Source organism: Leptolyngbya sp. PL-A3 (assembly GCF_039962325.1).
Classification (GTDB): Bacteria; Cyanobacteriota; Cyanobacteriia; order Elainellales; family Elainellaceae; genus Vacuolonema.
On sequence record NZ_JAMPLB010000057.1, the window covers coordinates 1 to 15,982 of the forward strand.

Consider the following 15,982-nt stretch of genomic DNA (forward strand, 5'->3'; position numbering starts at 1 on the left):
CTCTAACTGCTCCAGGCTCTCCGTCACCGTGACTTGAAAAGGACGTCCTGTCATCGCCCATCACCTCAAAGAGGACTCTTCTAGTTTGGCGCAGCTTCATATTTGTTTGGTATTAGAAGCGTTCCGTGATGCACTTGCACGTGAAACTCCTTCGCACAGCGACAGATTTCAGAGGATAATAGCCCTGTTGAGATGGTAGAACCCGCATGGCTCTTCAGGTTTACGGTATTCCAAATTGCGGTACCTGCAAAAAAGCGTTTCAGTGGCTAGCCACGAATGGTATCGAGTACGAATTTATTAACACCAAGGAGCAGCCTCCCGAAAAATCCCAAATTGAGGGCTGGGTAAAGGAGTTGGGCGCAAAGCCTATGCGGAATACTTCCGGGCAATCTTACCGGGCTTTGGGCCCAGAGCGAGATAGCTGGAGCGATGAGGAATGGGTCAAGGCCTTCACCCATGACGCCATGTTGTTGAAGCGTCCGTTGTTTGTGAAAGATGGCACAGCCGTACTGGTGGGATTTAAGGATAAGGATGATGTGCTCCGTCAGAGCCTCAGGTTGTCCTGAGTAAAGCCCGACCATCGTTTCAACCAAGCTCTATGAAATTCAGCGAACTGATTCCTTCTTTTAACCCGGTTAAAACCAGCAGCCTGGACACTTATCCTGATTTGGATCCAGAAATCAGCGGGGTTTCTCCTATCTCTGCCGTTCAGCCAAACACCATCAGTTACATTGACGGCGGCAGTCGCTCAGCAGAAAAGCTGGCAGGAACGTCAGCGGTTGCCGTGGTGCTACCCCTGAATGTTGAGCTGCAGACGTTAGCGAACGAGAAAGGTCTGGCCTGGGTCGCCAGCCCCCAACCCCGCTTACTGTTTGCCCAGGCGATCGCCCGCTTCTACCAACCCTTCCGCCCAACTCCTGGCATTCATCCCAGCGCCATCATTGACCCATCGGCCCAATTGGGTACAAATGTGTCCATTGGTGCCCATGTGGTCATTCAAGCCGGGGTGACCATTGGTAACGAGGTCTGCATTCATCCCAATGTGGTGATTTATCCGGGGGTGACTGTGGACGATCGCACCACGCTCCATGCCAACTGTGTGATTCACGAGCGCAGCCAGATTGGGGCGGATTGTGTAATTCACAGTGGCGCGGCGATCGGCTCTGAGGGGTTTGGCTTTGTGCCTACAGCTGACGGCTTCTTTAAGATGCAGCAGTCCGGCTTTGTGGTGCTGGAGGATGGAGTCGAGGTAGGTTGCAATTCCGCGATCGATCGCCCAGCCCTTGGTAGCACCCACATTGGACGCAACACCAAAATCGACAATTTGGTGCAAATTGCTCATGGCTGTGACATTGGTGATGGTTGTGCCCTGGCAGCTCAGGTAGGGCTTGCCGGAGCCGTGAAGGTAGGTCGTCGGGTCATTCTGGGTGGTCAGGTCGGAGTGGCCGATCATCTCACTATTGGCGATGGGGTACAGGCGGGGGCACAAAGCGGTATTACTGCTGATTTGGAACCGGGAGCGGTGGTATTTGGCACACCTGCAATGCCCTTGAAGCAGTTTTTCAAGATAGCTGCCCTTTGGAAGCAGCTTCCGGATATGCGGCAAACCTTGCGCCGCCTTCAACGTCAACAATAACAAATCAGAACTTCTGCATAACTGTTGGGTAGGTGTGCATCATAAGCCCGACCTAACAATTATGCAGAAGTCCTGTTTCTTATCGTGTGGATTGGCAGCAACAGAATAGGTATTGCGATCGCAATCTACCCAAATTTGCCCCCAATTAATCTTTCAATGAAAGCTCCATTTGAATATTGCAGCGCTTGTACGGTGTAGGTCGTCCTGTCACCTTTCGAAAGCCTAGTTTCTGATAAAGCTTGATAGCGGGTTCCAAAATTGTGCTGCTTTCTAAATAAAGAGTTTTAGCCCCTAGTTCACGAGCTTTAGTAATAGCGGCTTGCCCCAATTGCCAACCAATTCCTTTTCCCTGCGCCTCTTCTGAAACGGCCATTTTTGCGAGTTCAAAAGTATCATCGGTCATCTTGATCAAGGCACAGGTACCTACAATTTCACCGTTGTATTGAGCCAAATAAATATGCCCACCGGGTTGCAGAATCTTCTTGTCTGGATGATCCAGAGATTCATAGTCTGCATCCTCCAGGATGAAGTACTTCTCGATCCACGCACAATTCAACTGTTTAAAATTCTGTTGATAGTCTGGAGTGTAATCAAGAATCTTAATAGCTTCAGATTCACGTATCTTTCGAATTTGTCGAACCCGGTCTAAAAAGCTCTTGTTGTCCAACAAAAATTCAACCTCCTCAATCGCTTTCCACAGATCATTTTGAGCTTCAGATAACAGCTCCTCAACCGCCTGAGTGACATCCTGATACTGCGTCGTAATCTTTGGAATAACTTGCTTTCCTTGCTCCGAAAGCCTGACTACGTTAACCCTTGCATCCCCTGTACTTTTACCCGTCGTCACTAATCCTTTCACCTTCATTTCTTTAACAATTTGGCTCACTGAAGGATGGGAGTGGCCGATCGCCTGAGCAATTTCCGTAATCGAAGCTTCTTGTTCGGAAAGAATATAGAAAACCGGAAACCACTTGGGATCTAGAGGAACGTCATACAAACCATAGATCCGGGTAGCATCTTCTGCCAAACAATCCCCTAAGCGGCGTAGACGGCTACCCAGAGCTAACTTACCGACACGACGATAAAAATCTATACCCATAAAACCAATTACGTAATTAGTTACATAATTAGCTCAATAGGGCTTTGAAGTGTACAAAAGGCACAAAGATGACACAATGATTCACACACCAGAAATCTCGGCATCATGGCTCTGACCCGTCCTCGTTTTCTCAACTTCGCCCAGCGTCCCAGCCTATCGATGAAAATGATGTGGTTGGGGGTTGGCATCACTCTGGTCTTTGTCCTAATCGCCCTATTCACCCCGGTTATGCAGTCCTGGGGGTGGCTACGCAATCCTTTGGAGACGTTGACCAATCCCATCCATGTGCCTCCTTCCAGCCAGTACTGGTTCGGCACCAGTCGCCAAGGCTATGACGTGTTTTCTCGCACCTTGTTTGGGGCCAGAGTTGCCTTACAAGTGGTGGTTCTGGCAACCGCTTTGAGTGTGTTGATCGGGGTGCCCTTGGGGATGGTGAGCGGCTATCTGGGAGGACGATTAGATCGCGTTCTACTCTTCTTCATGGACACCATCTACACTTTGCCGGGTTTGCTGTTGTCGGTGACCCTGGCTTTTGTCGTAGGACGGGGGGTACTGAATGCAGCGATCGCTCTCAGTATTGCCTACGTTCCGCAATACTACCGAGTTGTTCGAAATCACACAGTCAGCGTCAAAACAGAACTCTTTGTAGAAGCGGCTCAGGCCATGGGAGCCTCGCCCTGGCGCGTGATGTCTCGCTACCTTTTCGCCAATGTGATTCAGAGTGTGCCCGTTCTCTTTACCCTTAATGCTGCGGATGCCGCTCTCACATTGGGAGGGTTAGGCTTTTTGGGGTTAGGATTACCGGACCAGACCCCTGAGTGGGGACTGGATTTGCGCCAGGCTTTAGATGCATTACCCACAGGCATCTGGTGGACAGCATTATTTCCCGGTTTGGCCCTGACAACGTTAGTGGTAGGGCTTTCCCTGGTAGGTGAAGGGTTGAACGAACTCATGAATCCGTTGCTACGGCGCGAAAACTGGAAGTGATATTGAGGCAAAGACCTTGGACAAAAACAGCGCAAACCATTCCCCTCAGGTCATTGGCGTCGATTTAGGGGGCACTGCTATCAAGCTAGGACGGTTTGATGCAGCAGGCCGATGTTTACACTCCCTGACGATACCCACTCCTCAACCTGCGGAGCCTCACGCCGTTGTAGAGGCGATCGCCGCCGCCATCCGTACTCTTGATCCCGATGACCAAGCTCTGGCCATTGGCATTGGCACGCCTGGCCCTGTCGATGAGACTGGACGCCTCGCCCTCGTTGCCATCAACCTGGGCTGGAAAGACGTGCCCATCGCCGATTGGCTGGAGGAGCGAACGGGTAAGCCCGTGGTTGCAGCCAACGATGCAAACTGTGCGGGTATTGGAGAGGTCTGGTTGGGAGCCGGGCGACAGTATCGAGATGCCATTCTGCTGACTCTGGGAACCGGGGTCGGCGGGGCCGTCATCCTGAATGGCAAGCTGTTTACAGGACGCCACGGCACCGCAGCAGAATTGGGGTTAATTACCCTCGACCCGTCTGGCGATACCTGCAACAGTGGTAATCATGGCTCCCTGGAACAACTGGTTTCTGTGCAGGCCATTCGTCGTCGCACCGGAATGGAGCCTGCAGAGCTAGGGCAACGAGCGGCAGCAGGAGATGAAACCGCGATCGCCTTCTGGAAAAACTATGGCTGCGACCTGGGAGCCGGAATTTCCAATTTGATCTACATCTTTACCCCAGAAGTCGTGATTCTCGGTGGTGGCGTCAGCGCCAGTGCTCCCTTCTTCATGCCGACACTCTGGGATGAGATCAACCAGCGGGTTCTGGAGACTTCTCGGGAAGGGCTGCAGATTGTGACGGCTGAATTGGGCAACCAGGCCGGCATGGTGGGAGCGGCCAAACTCGCCTGGGAAAAGCTAGAGAGTATCACCCCTAAAAACGCAGATGAGGCCAAAAATCCGCTGCTCTCCGATGCAGACCTGGCCTATCACATGGCTCAGGAGACAGCACGCTTCAACGCCGGGTTCCTGGCCCGAACCGCCCACGAGTTGCGATCGCCCCTCAACGGCATCCTCGGCTTGCACCAACTGATTCTGGGAGATCTGTGCGATAGCCCTGAGGAGGAGCGGGGGTTTGTCAAACAAGCTCACGATTCTGGGATGAAAATGTTGGCGTTGTTGGATGAAGTGATTCGTATCTCTAAGTTCAGCACAGGCAGTCTGCCCCTTCAAATGCAGCCTGTTCAACTCTCGGGGTTGTTGAAAACGGTGCACGAAATCAATGAGCTTCATGCCCGCGATCGCAACGTGCGGCTAGACATTCAGCTCCCCGACCCCCAGGTTTACGTGCAAGCAGATCCCAACTGGCTGCGGCAAGTGCTAGTTCACCGTCTAGAGAGCGCCATTAGTCACATGGATGGTGGTTCTATCAAGCTTGGGGTCACGGTATCGCCCCATCAGCAAGCCCAAATTTGGGTAGAAGATTCGCGTCCGGCTGAAGCCTGGAAAGACTCCCTGGACTGGATGCAGCAGGATCGAATTCCACTAACCGCCCAGCCTAATCGCGATCAACTTCTTCAAGCGCCCTCCAGCCTATCACCCGGTCAATTGCTGCAAATGGACTATCTGGTCTTGCAACGGATGGGTAGTCGTCTAGAGTGGCAGGTCGCCAATACCGAAAGTGGACAGATTCGTCTAACCTTTGGCCTTCCCCTGGCCGTCATCTGATCAGGCACATTGCTATATAGCAACGTGCGAGTGCGTTAAGTACAGCAACGGTGGTGTGGGGCACTTCGTGCCCCACACCACCGTACTTAATCAACCCGCACAGCACTATATGGCAAGGAAAATCAGGACTTACGCATTTGTGTTGTGGGGGGTGTGCGAAGCACACCCCCCACAACACAAATGCGTAAGTCCTGAAAATCTTAAAAATGGTGGCCAATTGGAGTCAGATGGATACTGCTGGGGACACTTCCTTTGCAGAAGATGTATTCATTTGAGAAAACCCATATTACTCTGAGAGTAAGGGAAACAGGCACACCGCGATCGCCCCATGGGATCACTATCCCTCCCCCCAGAGGTGCACCAGTCGGGTCAACTACCTGAATTAGCTCTATTCAATGGCGAAATACGCCCTGTTGATCGGGGTCGGCAGCTACCAAAACACCAATATGTTGGAGCCTTCTCTGACCGCCCGAAATGACGTAGAGGCGGTGAGAGAAGTTTTGCTGCATCCAGAAATGGGTGGGTTTGAGCACGCCATCCCCCTCTTAGACCCCGATCGCCTGACGATGGAAGAGGCGATCGAGGAGTTCTTTCGTAGATTAGGGCGAGAAGATCTCGGCTTGCTGTTGTTTGCTGGGCGAGGGGTGCGCGATCGCCAGGGCAAAGCCTATTTCACGACCCAGTCCACCCGCAAGAATAGTGACGGTGACCTGGTCAAAGCCACCGCAATTCCGGCGCAGGTCGTGCAAGACATTATGGCCACCAGTCCCGCACGGCAGCAGGTAATGATTCTGGACTGCGGTTTTCAGGGGGTTGATCCCATGGAAGTCGCTGTATACAACGGCTCGCTAAACCTACGGGGGCAGTTGGGCGGACAGGGACGTGTCATTTTACTGGGGTCAGAAGCCTCCCATCCCATCTCTCAGTTTGAGAGCCACGAACTATCCCCCTACACCCATCTGCTGGTAGAAGGCATTACGACGGGCAAAGCCGATCGCAACCATGACCAGCTGGTTTCTGTAGACGAGCTCCATGAGTATGTGCTGGAGCAATTACAGCCACTACTAACCGAAGGTTACCCCGAGTTGATCGTCACGCGGGATGAAGATCGCGCCATCAATTTGGCACGCGTACGCCATTTTGACCCTCGCCACGAGTACCGTCAGCATGTGGAAAGCCGGGTCGAGAAAGGGCAGTTTTCTCCAGTAGGACGGGCTATTTTAGACAAACGGCGAGTCAGCCTGGGGCTTTCTGTCGAAGAAGCTCAGGCCATTGAAGATGATGTGTTACGTCCTTTCCGGGAGCATGCCAAGGATTTACAGCGTTATCGCCAGGCTTTGACGGCAGCACTACAGCTAGAATATCCACTTGGCCCCCGACAACAGGCCGAATTGGAAGAGTTTCAGGCCTTGTTGGAACTGTCAGATACGGAAGTGAATGCCATCCAGCAGGCCGTTATGCAGCCTTTTATGGAGCAGGCCGCCCGCCAGCAGCAGCGCCAGAGCAGCTATGAGCAGGCGTTTCGTCAGGCGATCGCCTTTGAGTACCCCCTCCCCACCCCGGAGCGACTCAAGTTGCGTCAGCAACAACGCAGCCTGGAATTGCCTGATGAGGTGGCCCAAGCCATTGAGGCTCAAGTTCTGGCCGCTAACCAGAAGCAACGCCAACGCTATCACCAGAACCTTCAGCAATTGGAGCAAGCCTGGTATCAGGCCTTGAGCGCCGAGGATCCACCCAGCGAAGTGACCATGTTGCGGCTGCAAAAGCTGCAGCGTTCTCTGGAAATTCAGCCAGAGCATGCCGAGGCGATCGCCCAACGCGTTCATCAGCAAGTGCAGCAAGATCTCGCCGAAAAGCAGGCCCGACTATCTCAGTATGAGGCGTTATTCACAACGCTGGTGAGCCAGGAAGCCGTCTTGCGGAAGCCCCAGCGCGATCGCCTGGCTCAAATGCAGCAGGAGCTCCAGCTTTCGGATGCAGATATTGCTACGGTAGAGGAGCAGGCCACTGCAAAAATTCAAGCGCAGCGGCAACAGCATCAAAGAAATCTGGCCTATTATCAGCAGGAATGTGCCCGACTCTTGCAGGAGGAGTACCCCTTGAGTGAAGCCAAGCAGCAAGACCTGAAACGGCTTCAAACAGAATTGCAGCTCTCAGAGGCAGAAGCCGCGAAAATTCTAGAGCATCTGAAGCTACAGGCAGAAGCTCAGCGACACGCCTATGCTCAAAACAAGAGCCGTTATGAGCAGCACTATCGCACAGTCGAGCGTCCTCTTGCTGAGGCGGCTCAAGAGCAGCTCAAGCAGATCTGGCATGAGTTGGGGCTGAAGGAAACGGACGTGTGGCAGATTGAACAACAGGTCGATGCCGAAATTGCGGCCGACCTGGAGCGTCAGGCTGAATCACGCTTGACATACCAGCGGGCTTACAACCATGCCACTCGCCAGCAATTTCCCCTTTCTGATGAGCAGCGCTCCCAACTGCTTGAACTGGGCCAATCCCTCAATCTGACGCAGGAGGAGATGACGCAGATTGAGGATCAGGTGAATGCTACCTATGAGACGATTTCTGATTTCAGTGGTGATTCAGATCTGGACCCAACCCTCCATCCCAATCTTGAGTCAATCATCGATCCGAATCTCAACCCCGTCCCTGACCCAAATCTCGATCCAACCCTTAACACGACCTTTGACCCCGTGCTTGGGGAGGATCTAGATCCCAATCTCGACTCCAGCCCACCACCCCCAACGTCCACTCCAGATTCCGCTGAACTGGATGGAACCCCACCTCCGGCATCCTCGGCTTCCGCCTTCATGGCCGACCCGCTCAGCTCTGAGCGCAACGTAGAATACAGCGTGTTGCAGGAGTTACTGCGGGATAGTCTGTGGCGTGAGGCCGATCGCGAAACCTTCCGCGTCATGTTGCTGGCTACCGATCGCAGTCGAGAAGCCTGGCTCAGTCCGGACTCCCTGCTGCGGATCCCCTGCACCGATCTAGCCACCATCAGCCACTTATGGGACAAGCACAGCAATGGGCACTTCGGATTCATCGCTCAAGAACGGATTTTTCATGGCCTTGTACAGAGCAACCCGAAGCAGGGCGATCGCCAACTTATCATTGACCTAGCCCTAAGGCTCAAGTGGATGTGGAAGGCCGGTAACTTTTATCCCCTATTCCGCAATTACGATGACCTCACCTTTTCCTCAGATGCGGTGATGGGTCATTTGCCCGCCCGCTGGTACTGGCAACTTTCGCCCGTGGCTGCGCTGAAAGTGGGAACGGTGGGAAGCGATCGCAGCTTCGGTGGGGCTGATATCCACATGTTCGCCAACCTTATGAAGCGCCTGCGAGAATGCAATATTAGCTAAGGTTGCTGTCAAATAAAATTCCGGTTGGTGTGCGCTTCGCGTACACCAAAATAGTTTGCTGGATGTGATGTGATACACCACATCCAGCAAATGACACCCGTCCTAAAGAGGAGGGGGCACCCCGTTAAGCGAGGTGCCCCCTCCTGGAGGAGCTATAGAACAATTAGGCTGGTCTAATTAAGCGAATCCGCCCAGTTACCGCAGTAGCACCAAATCCTTGAGGATACAGCTCTGCAACATAAAGGTTGCCATTGCTGGTGTTCTCAATGATGTCCACCGGGTTAGCCATGCCCCAATCCGGATTGACGGAACCACCGCCCAGGATACTAGAGCCTGTGATATTGCCTGTTGCTGGATCAATCTCCAACACAACAATGTCATCCCCAGAGCTGTACTCCGTTACAATCAGCCGGTTCCTGAGCCGTCCATTAAAGGTGTTGGACTGATACTCAAGTACACCTGTAGGCGCACGGCTTGTACCAAAGGTAAACAAGGCCGTTTGATAATCTGGATCAGGCAGAGTACCAACCGCATATCCACTCACACCAGCAGTCCCCGCCACTTCCTCTGGATCAAGACCCACTGTTGGGTTTCCGCCCGCCATGATGTACTCACCACGGCTGGGGTTCGGATGACCATAGTACTCCCCTTCGAGAATACGGTAGACGTAGTCGGGACGGCTGCTAACGTTCGTCAACCCTTCATTTGCAGCGGTGTTGGGATCATCTGGAGTGATTCCGCCACCACCAGAACCGTTGACCGGAGCATAGAGTGTGCCATTGCTATGGAACACAAAGTCATAGGAGTTCCGCAGACCCGATGCATAGATCTTGAGAACAGCATTAGTAGCATAGGGATCATAATTGTTCGCCCCTAACCCTTCCGTTTGGACATTGAATCCACCAGTGGGAGGGGTGCGGGTGGGATCAATCTGCAACATGGCAGCTGTTAGCAGACGTTCAGGACGCATTCCCCAGGCACTATCAGCCACCCCAGCCGAGGTATTGCTACCTTGAGTTAGGTAAAGCTTTCCATCTGGGCCAAAGCGCAAGCTATTACCGAAGTGATCGCGTCCCGAGCGGGGCAAACCGACAATGTAATCTTGAGCCGTCGCCGTAAACGCTGCATCGCCTCCCGTTAGAGTCAGTCTGACAATCTTACCGGAGAAATCTACGGCATCTGGGGTACTCGTAGCGGTATTTTGCACGACCCAGAGCACATTGGAGTTGTTGGGGTCAAAAGCAATCCCGATCAGTTCCGGTGCATTAGCAAGAGAACCGCGTGGCATTGTAAAGGTTTGCTGCCCTGTCAACGTGCCATCTGCCTGTACCGTCCAGCGATAGATACTGCCATCCAGAGCAGATCCATACAGGAACCGATTGTCTGGGCTCATGAGCAGCGTCGAAATCGGCGCATCGTTACTGGTATTTTGACCAAAGACGATCGATTGGGTGAAGTTAACACCATCCGTCGGAGCTGTCGCCTCATTTCCGGTCGTGAAGGTCAGGCTGTAAGGGAGGAACGTACGGCCTCCCAAATCCTTAACGCCATCCGAAATCCGAACGGTGTATTGAGTGTTGGGATCGAGAATGCTCTGGGGCTGGATGATAATGGTATCGTTGCCACCACTGGTGTTGAAGTTGCTGGCCACAACCGCACCATCCCGTGTGCGATAAATCTGGATGGTCGCAGAGGTCAGGGTTGTTCCATCAACGCCTTCTCCAACTCCAAACAGGCTCAGGTCACTGATGTTGATGGCAGCCCGACGGTTCACGTTGGTGGCATTAGCCAGAGGCGACGACAGAACGCTGGGATGATCACCGGGATTGATGGGAACAATTTCCACAAAGTTGATCCGCGTGTCAGTTCCACCGATCGCATCCAAGGTTAGACGACCATCAACGACATCAACCGTTGCTGTGGCAAGTTTGAAGTAGCTCGGAATTCCGCCAGTGGTCGTGGTATTAAATGAGGGCACCACAGTAGTACCTTCTGCACGGACGATCTGGTTGCTGCCTCCTGCAAAATCACCCACACTGACGGTGACACTATAGCGTCCATTCGGAAGTGTATATTCCCACGCAGCTGCGGTCGCGGCTGCGGTGCCATTGCTTTGCATCAGAGCCACTGTATCCAGCCGTGCCTCGATGTTAGCCTGGGCACGATCAAACACCCGAGCTGAAATATCCAGCGCATTGCTGGTACCCTGAGTCACCCAACCATAGCCACGGGTTGCATCAAAGCCCAGACCTGAATCAACCGCATAGCCCGCAGGTGCGGCGGAAGCTACCGGCTGGAAGTTGATGCGGGAGGGAACCAGGACGCTGAAGTAGCCAGCGGTGCTGGCGGCGATCGCATTCCCCGCCGTATCTCGTACCTGGTTTACCGCTATGGAAAGGGTATAAAGACCATTCTCCGCAAGGTCCCAACTTCCCCCTGGCACTGTAATTCGATAAGTTGCGATGCGTGCGCCGTTAAGCCCACTGACGGAACTCACAAAGCTGGCTACCTGGCTAAACCCATTCGGCCCCGTGACCTGCACATCTCCATTATCCAGGGTTGCGACATCAACAGCCTGGGTATCGTTAAAGGTGATGGTAAAGGTATAGTTTGCACCTCCCGCTGCTAGTGCGTTGGCCGCATTAACGGATTGCACTCGAGGAAGCTGGGTATCAAACGTAAAGTTTAGGGTGCTATCAGTGGAACCCTGGCCATTCGTTGCCCGAATGGTCAGAGTATGGGCTCCGTTTGCCAGCGTGCCACTTGCAGCTGCAATAACCTGTGCAGATGTCAGGGTAAAGGCGCCGGTGTTTACGTTCAGCGCACTGGTTACATCAACAAAGTTGCCGTTATCTAGCCGTACCTGGAGCTGACTTATCCCCGAACCGGTAACTTGCCCGGTAACCCCAACAGAGTTCGTCAAGCCATCCGTGTTAGAAACGCCCGTATCGTTCGTTAACCCAACGGTCACGGTGGGAGCAGACGGAAGATTGACCGTGAAGTTCCCCAGGGTAGCCGCAGCGTTCTGATTACCCGCTACATCCGAGACGCCACTCGCCACCAGGGCCACCGTGTAGGTTCCGTTATCAGCCAAATTCCAATCGCCTCCAGGCGGAGTAATTTGGAACGTTGCTGTACGGGGTGTGCCATCACTGTTAAGGTCTACATCAACCAGGTTGGCCAACTGGTTAAAGCCGCCTGGTCCCGTGACACGCACATCTCCGTTGCTGAGAGTGCTGACATCTATGGCATTGTCATCCGCAAAGTTGACCGTAAAGGAGTAGGTATTGCTGGCCGCAGTAACATTAGCAGCCGTGACTGCAGCCGTGGGCGCACTCGTATCCAGAACAAAGTTTAAGGTCTGCTCGGTAACCGTACTTTGCGTCGTGGTTGCTCGCAACACAATAGTATTGGCACCACTCGTTAAGGGACCGCCATTAAAGGTTGCCAGCTGAGCTGCTGTAAAAGCAAAGTTACCGTTAGTGACGGAATTGGTAACAGGCTGAAAACTACCACCATTAACGCTGATCTCCAGGGCGCTGAAACCACTACCCTGAATACTTCCAGTAATCCCTGCAGTGGTCGTGACCTTATCTGTATTAGACGCCCCTGTGTCACTGGTTAATCCCACATTCAAGTTCAGGGGAATGTTGACATTGAAGGTACCTAGCGTACTAGCAGTCAGGCTGTTACCTGCAACGTCACTGACCTGATTCCCCAGGACCTCAACGGTGTAGGAACCATTCTCAGCCAGATCCCAGCCATTGCCAGGGGGAATAATCTGGTACGTGGCTGTGCGAGTGGCACCATCACTATTGGTATCGACACTTACAAGAGTTGCCGATTGGCTGAAGCTCCCAGGCCCCGTTACGCGCACATCACCATCGCCCAAACTCCCAACCTGAATGGCCTGGTTATCGGTATAGGTCACTGTAAAGGTGTAAGGCTCAGTTGTGCTGGCAGTTACACCAGGAGCATTCAGCGTAGGGTTGCTGGGAGCAACGGTATCCAGCGTAAAGGTAAAGTTTCGCACCGTTGCAGTATTCTGGTCGTTGGTTGCCCGGAACTGAAGGGTATGCGGCCCGTTGTTCAGGGTGCCACCACTGAGGGTATCCAATACGGCTGGGGTCAGGGTGAACTGACCATTATTTAACTGATTCGTAAAGTCAACAAAACTGCCGTTGTCAGCTTTGATCTCGAAGCGAGAGAGGCGCTGGCCACCAACCTGACCTGTAATGGTAGCAGTTTGGGTAATGAAATCGCTGGCAGACGCGCCGGTATCAGACACCAAACCCGCTGTGATTGTTGGGGCGGGAACTAAGGGGTCGTTGGTGGAGATGCGGAAGTTGGCGGCACGTAATCGGCTGGGTAGAACGTTATTGAGGACGGCGATCGCCCGCCCCGCTGCCAGAATGCGAGTCCCCGTTCCCTGCTGGACCAACGAAATATCGGCAAAGGAGCGAACCCCCGGCAGGTTCCGAATCATCAGCAGATCGGCAGCCGGGTTAAAGTCCAGAATGGTATTCACCGCCGAGGGAAAGCTGCCATTTCCAAGCCAAAAGCGATCGGCACCAGTTCCACCCGTCAGGCGGTTGCGGCCAGAGCCAGCCCATAAGGTATCGTTGCCATCGCCTCCAAACAGAAAATCATTCGTACGAGCGTAGAGCGTATCGGCTCCAGCATTGCCATATAGGTAGTTGCTTCCTCGCCCCAATCTGGCATCTAACACATCATTACCAGCTTCGCCATAAGCTGAAGTCCGGATGCCAACTTTGACGGTATCAGCGGCCCCTCTGGCTAAGATTTGCAGTCTATCTCCAACCGCCACAGCTCGATTGACGGTATTAATCGTGTCACGACCAGCCGTACCTAGAATTGTGCGTACGGCCTTCGTTTGATTCGTGGATTTGCCATACAGAGCATAGTTTCCTGCTCCCAAGAGATAGTCAGGGCCACGGAAGGGCAACATCCTTTCTCGAAGTGACGATGCTTGCCGTTCAATGGGCGTTAAATTTTGATAAGCAGCCCCGCTGGCAAGGCTAAGAGTTGCAGAGAGATTAAGTGGCTTCCCAAGGTCGGGATACGTATCAAGAGGCGAACTTGGAAGGGCAACACCAGGCGACGGGTCATTCGAAAACGAGCCGAAATTAGCACTCTGCATGAGGACTCCACGAGCAAAATTGAGGATAAATCATGAGGAGGTGAAGTTCCTTTTTCTGATGGCTAAATCGGCAAATCTAGATGATCAATCCATCTAAATTTGAGATGACTAGCCCATCAGTAAACTTACACACTTTGCCAAGAGTACCCCGCAGATTCTCCGAGAAAACATGGATTGAGAAATTCTTTGACGTAATTCACTGCTTTATTAAGTAGTGATGAAAATATTACGGAGTCTCTACCGATTCCCAGATTAAACTCCTATAACTTCTGGCTTCCTGATAGTTTCTTGCCACTCCTTTCAGATTTGGATTAAACCCCAAACTCGAATACAGGATCTTCCACTCCAGTACATTACAGGAGAGAAGTACAGGATTTCGTTCACATCCCTCTCTCGTACCTCATTGCACTGGAGAAGGATATAGAAGAGGCTCTACGAGCTTTTACCTACAATTCATTAAAAAACAAACTAAATTTTAGAAATGGCTATCTTCAGCAATTGAAAAAACCGCAAAATTACGGAGTCAAAGAATACAAACTCTTTATATTGATAAATAAATTCAAAACTATTTTATGGATTCAATCTATTTTGGCTCCAGGATGCATAGGTAGCCGCCTATGTCCTTTTCGGGTTCTTTAGCGATCGCACCTATAACCCTTTTCAATTCGAGTGAAGTACGACTCAAGTTTCTTCTCGAAAGAGCTGTAAATTCTCCGGACAGTCTTCTTAGGCACTAGAAGTATGGAGTGGTAGATGCACCCTGATTAAACCCCTGGCTCTCGGGCCGGGGCGTTTTCTTTTTTTAGAAGACTGATAAATCCTCTAGCGCCTTAGATTTGTGTACGGGTTATGCACACAAATCTAGGGGGTTAGAGGATTAGAAAGTGGGAATACTTGGATTTAAGGAGCCGGATGACACATTGGATAGGTCAGAGCTATGACCTTCTCTGTGCAGATTAAATGAGTTAATTTCACAAAACTTCATTCTGTATCCGACTTCCTTTATACTACGCAAGGAATACGCAAAAAGGAGTATGGATACGATGTCGGAGGCCACGAAGCCCCTGACAGTGCCAAAGGAGTTGGTGGGTCCGCCTGGAGACTTAAATCCTACGCTTCTCATGTTTGTGGGTGCGGTGGCGCTGGCTATTCTTTCAACGTTGGGATACTGGCGCTGGCACTGGGTGGACTGGTGCTGCTTTGGGCTGAATGTTGTGGCCTTACATATGGTTGGCACCGTAATTCACGATGCCTCTCATAATGTGGCCCATCGCAATCGCATCATCAACGCCGTCCTTGGTCACGGTAGCGCCCTGATGCTCGGCTTTTCCTTTCCGGTTTTTACCCGAGTTCACATGCAGCATCACGCCAATGTGAACGACCCTGACAATGATCCCGATCATTTTGTTTCGACGGGTGGGCCTCTCTGGCTCATTGCCGCCCGGTTCTTCTATCACGAAATTTTCTTCTTCAAGCGGCGTTTATGGCGCAAATATGAGTTGCTGGAGTGGTTTCTGGCACGATTGGCCGTGGCGACTGTGATTTACCTGGGAGTGCACTACGGCTTTATCGGGTACATCATGAACTTCTGGTTCTCCCCGGCTCTGGTCGTTGGGTTAGCGCTGGGGTTGTTCTTCGACTACCTGCCCCATCGTCCTTTTCAGGAGCGCGATCGCTGGAAGAATGCTCGGGTTTATCCCAGTCCCATCCTCAACCTGCTGATCATGGGTCAGAACTACCATTTGATTCATCATCTGTGGCCCGCAATTCCCTGGTATAACTATCAGGCCGCCTACTACGCTACCCAACCGTTGTTAGACCAGAAGGGCTGTCATCAGACTCTGGGGATCTTCAAAGGAAAAGATTTTCTGGGCTTCGTCTATGACCTGATTTTGGGTATCCGCTTCCACCATGGGGAAGCGAAAACCAAGGCAGCTGGTGGAGAGGAAACCGCCAACTCAGAGGTTAAAGAACCCGCACTAACAGGTACAAAGTCTTAATAGATCTT

General features: G+C 52.3%; 8 protein-coding genes and 1 pseudogene. 7 read left to right on the forward strand and 2 right to left on the reverse strand.

Translation table 11 applies throughout. The annotated features are described in order from the left end of the window. The first annotated feature begins 206 nt into the window (after nt 1-206). Nucleotides 207-566 carry a Spx/MgsR family RNA polymerase-binding regulatory protein gene (locus NDI52_RS27040; protein WP_190773752.1) on the forward strand — a complete coding sequence of 120 codons (360 nt, stop codon included), beginning with the start codon at nt 207-209 and terminating at the stop codon, nt 564-566. Between the two features lie 32 nt (nt 567-598). Beyond that, nucleotides 599-1,636, forward strand: a complete 1,038-nt coding sequence (gene lpxD, locus NDI52_RS27045) for a UDP-3-O-(3-hydroxymyristoyl)glucosamine N-acyltransferase (RefSeq protein WP_190773751.1) — start codon at nt 599-601, stop codon at nt 1,634-1,636. Nucleotides 1,637-1,781: 145 nt separating this feature from the next. Here the strand turns inward: lpxD and NDI52_RS27050 are convergent, their stop codons facing one another. Further along, nucleotides 1,782-2,735, reverse strand: a complete 954-nt coding sequence (locus NDI52_RS27050; protein ID WP_199307660.1) for a bifunctional helix-turn-helix transcriptional regulator/GNAT family N-acetyltransferase — start codon at nt 2,733-2,735, stop codon at nt 1,782-1,784. Nucleotides 2,736-2,840: 105 nt separating this feature from the next. Between NDI52_RS27050 and NDI52_RS27055 the strand changes: the two genes are divergently transcribed. The 4 genes and pseudogenes from NDI52_RS27055 to NDI52_RS27070 all read left to right on the forward strand — a co-directional run bounded on the left by NDI52_RS27055 (nt 2,841) and on the right by NDI52_RS27070 (nt 8,813). Beyond that, nucleotides 2,841-3,722: an ABC transporter permease gene (locus NDI52_RS27055; protein ID WP_190773750.1), complete on the forward strand. Its 882-nt coding sequence runs from the start codon at nt 2,841-2,843 to the stop codon at nt 3,720-3,722. A gap of 16 nt (nt 3,723-3,738) precedes the next feature. Then, nucleotides 3,739-4,638 (forward strand): annotated as a pseudogene (locus tag NDI52_RS27060) (ROK family protein); the annotation flags it as partial. A 72-nt stretch (nt 4,639-4,710) separates the two neighbouring features. Further along, nucleotides 4,711-5,445, forward strand: a complete 735-nt coding sequence (locus tag NDI52_RS27065) for a HAMP domain-containing sensor histidine kinase (RefSeq protein ID WP_242035655.1) — start codon at nt 4,711-4,713, stop codon at nt 5,443-5,445. A gap of 395 nt (nt 5,446-5,840) precedes the next feature. After that, complete coding sequence (locus NDI52_RS27070; RefSeq protein ID WP_190773748.1) at nt 5,841-8,813, forward strand: GUN4 domain-containing protein; 2,973 nt, start codon at nt 5,841-5,843, stop codon at nt 8,811-8,813. Between the two features lie 163 nt (nt 8,814-8,976). On the opposite strand, the gene NDI52_RS27075 is transcribed toward NDI52_RS27070, so the two are convergent. Further along, complete coding sequence (locus NDI52_RS27075) at nt 8,977-13,974, reverse strand: Ig-like domain-containing protein (protein WP_190773747.1); 4,998 nt, start codon at nt 13,972-13,974, stop codon at nt 8,977-8,979. Nucleotides 13,975-15,017: 1,043 nt separating this feature from the next. Between NDI52_RS27075 and crtR the strand changes: the two genes are divergently transcribed. Continuing rightward, entirely contained in the window at nt 15,018-15,974 is a 957-nt protein-coding gene (gene crtR, locus NDI52_RS27080) for a beta-carotene hydroxylase (RefSeq protein ID WP_190773746.1), read from the forward strand. The last annotated feature ends 8 nt before the right edge of the window (nt 15,975-15,982 follow it).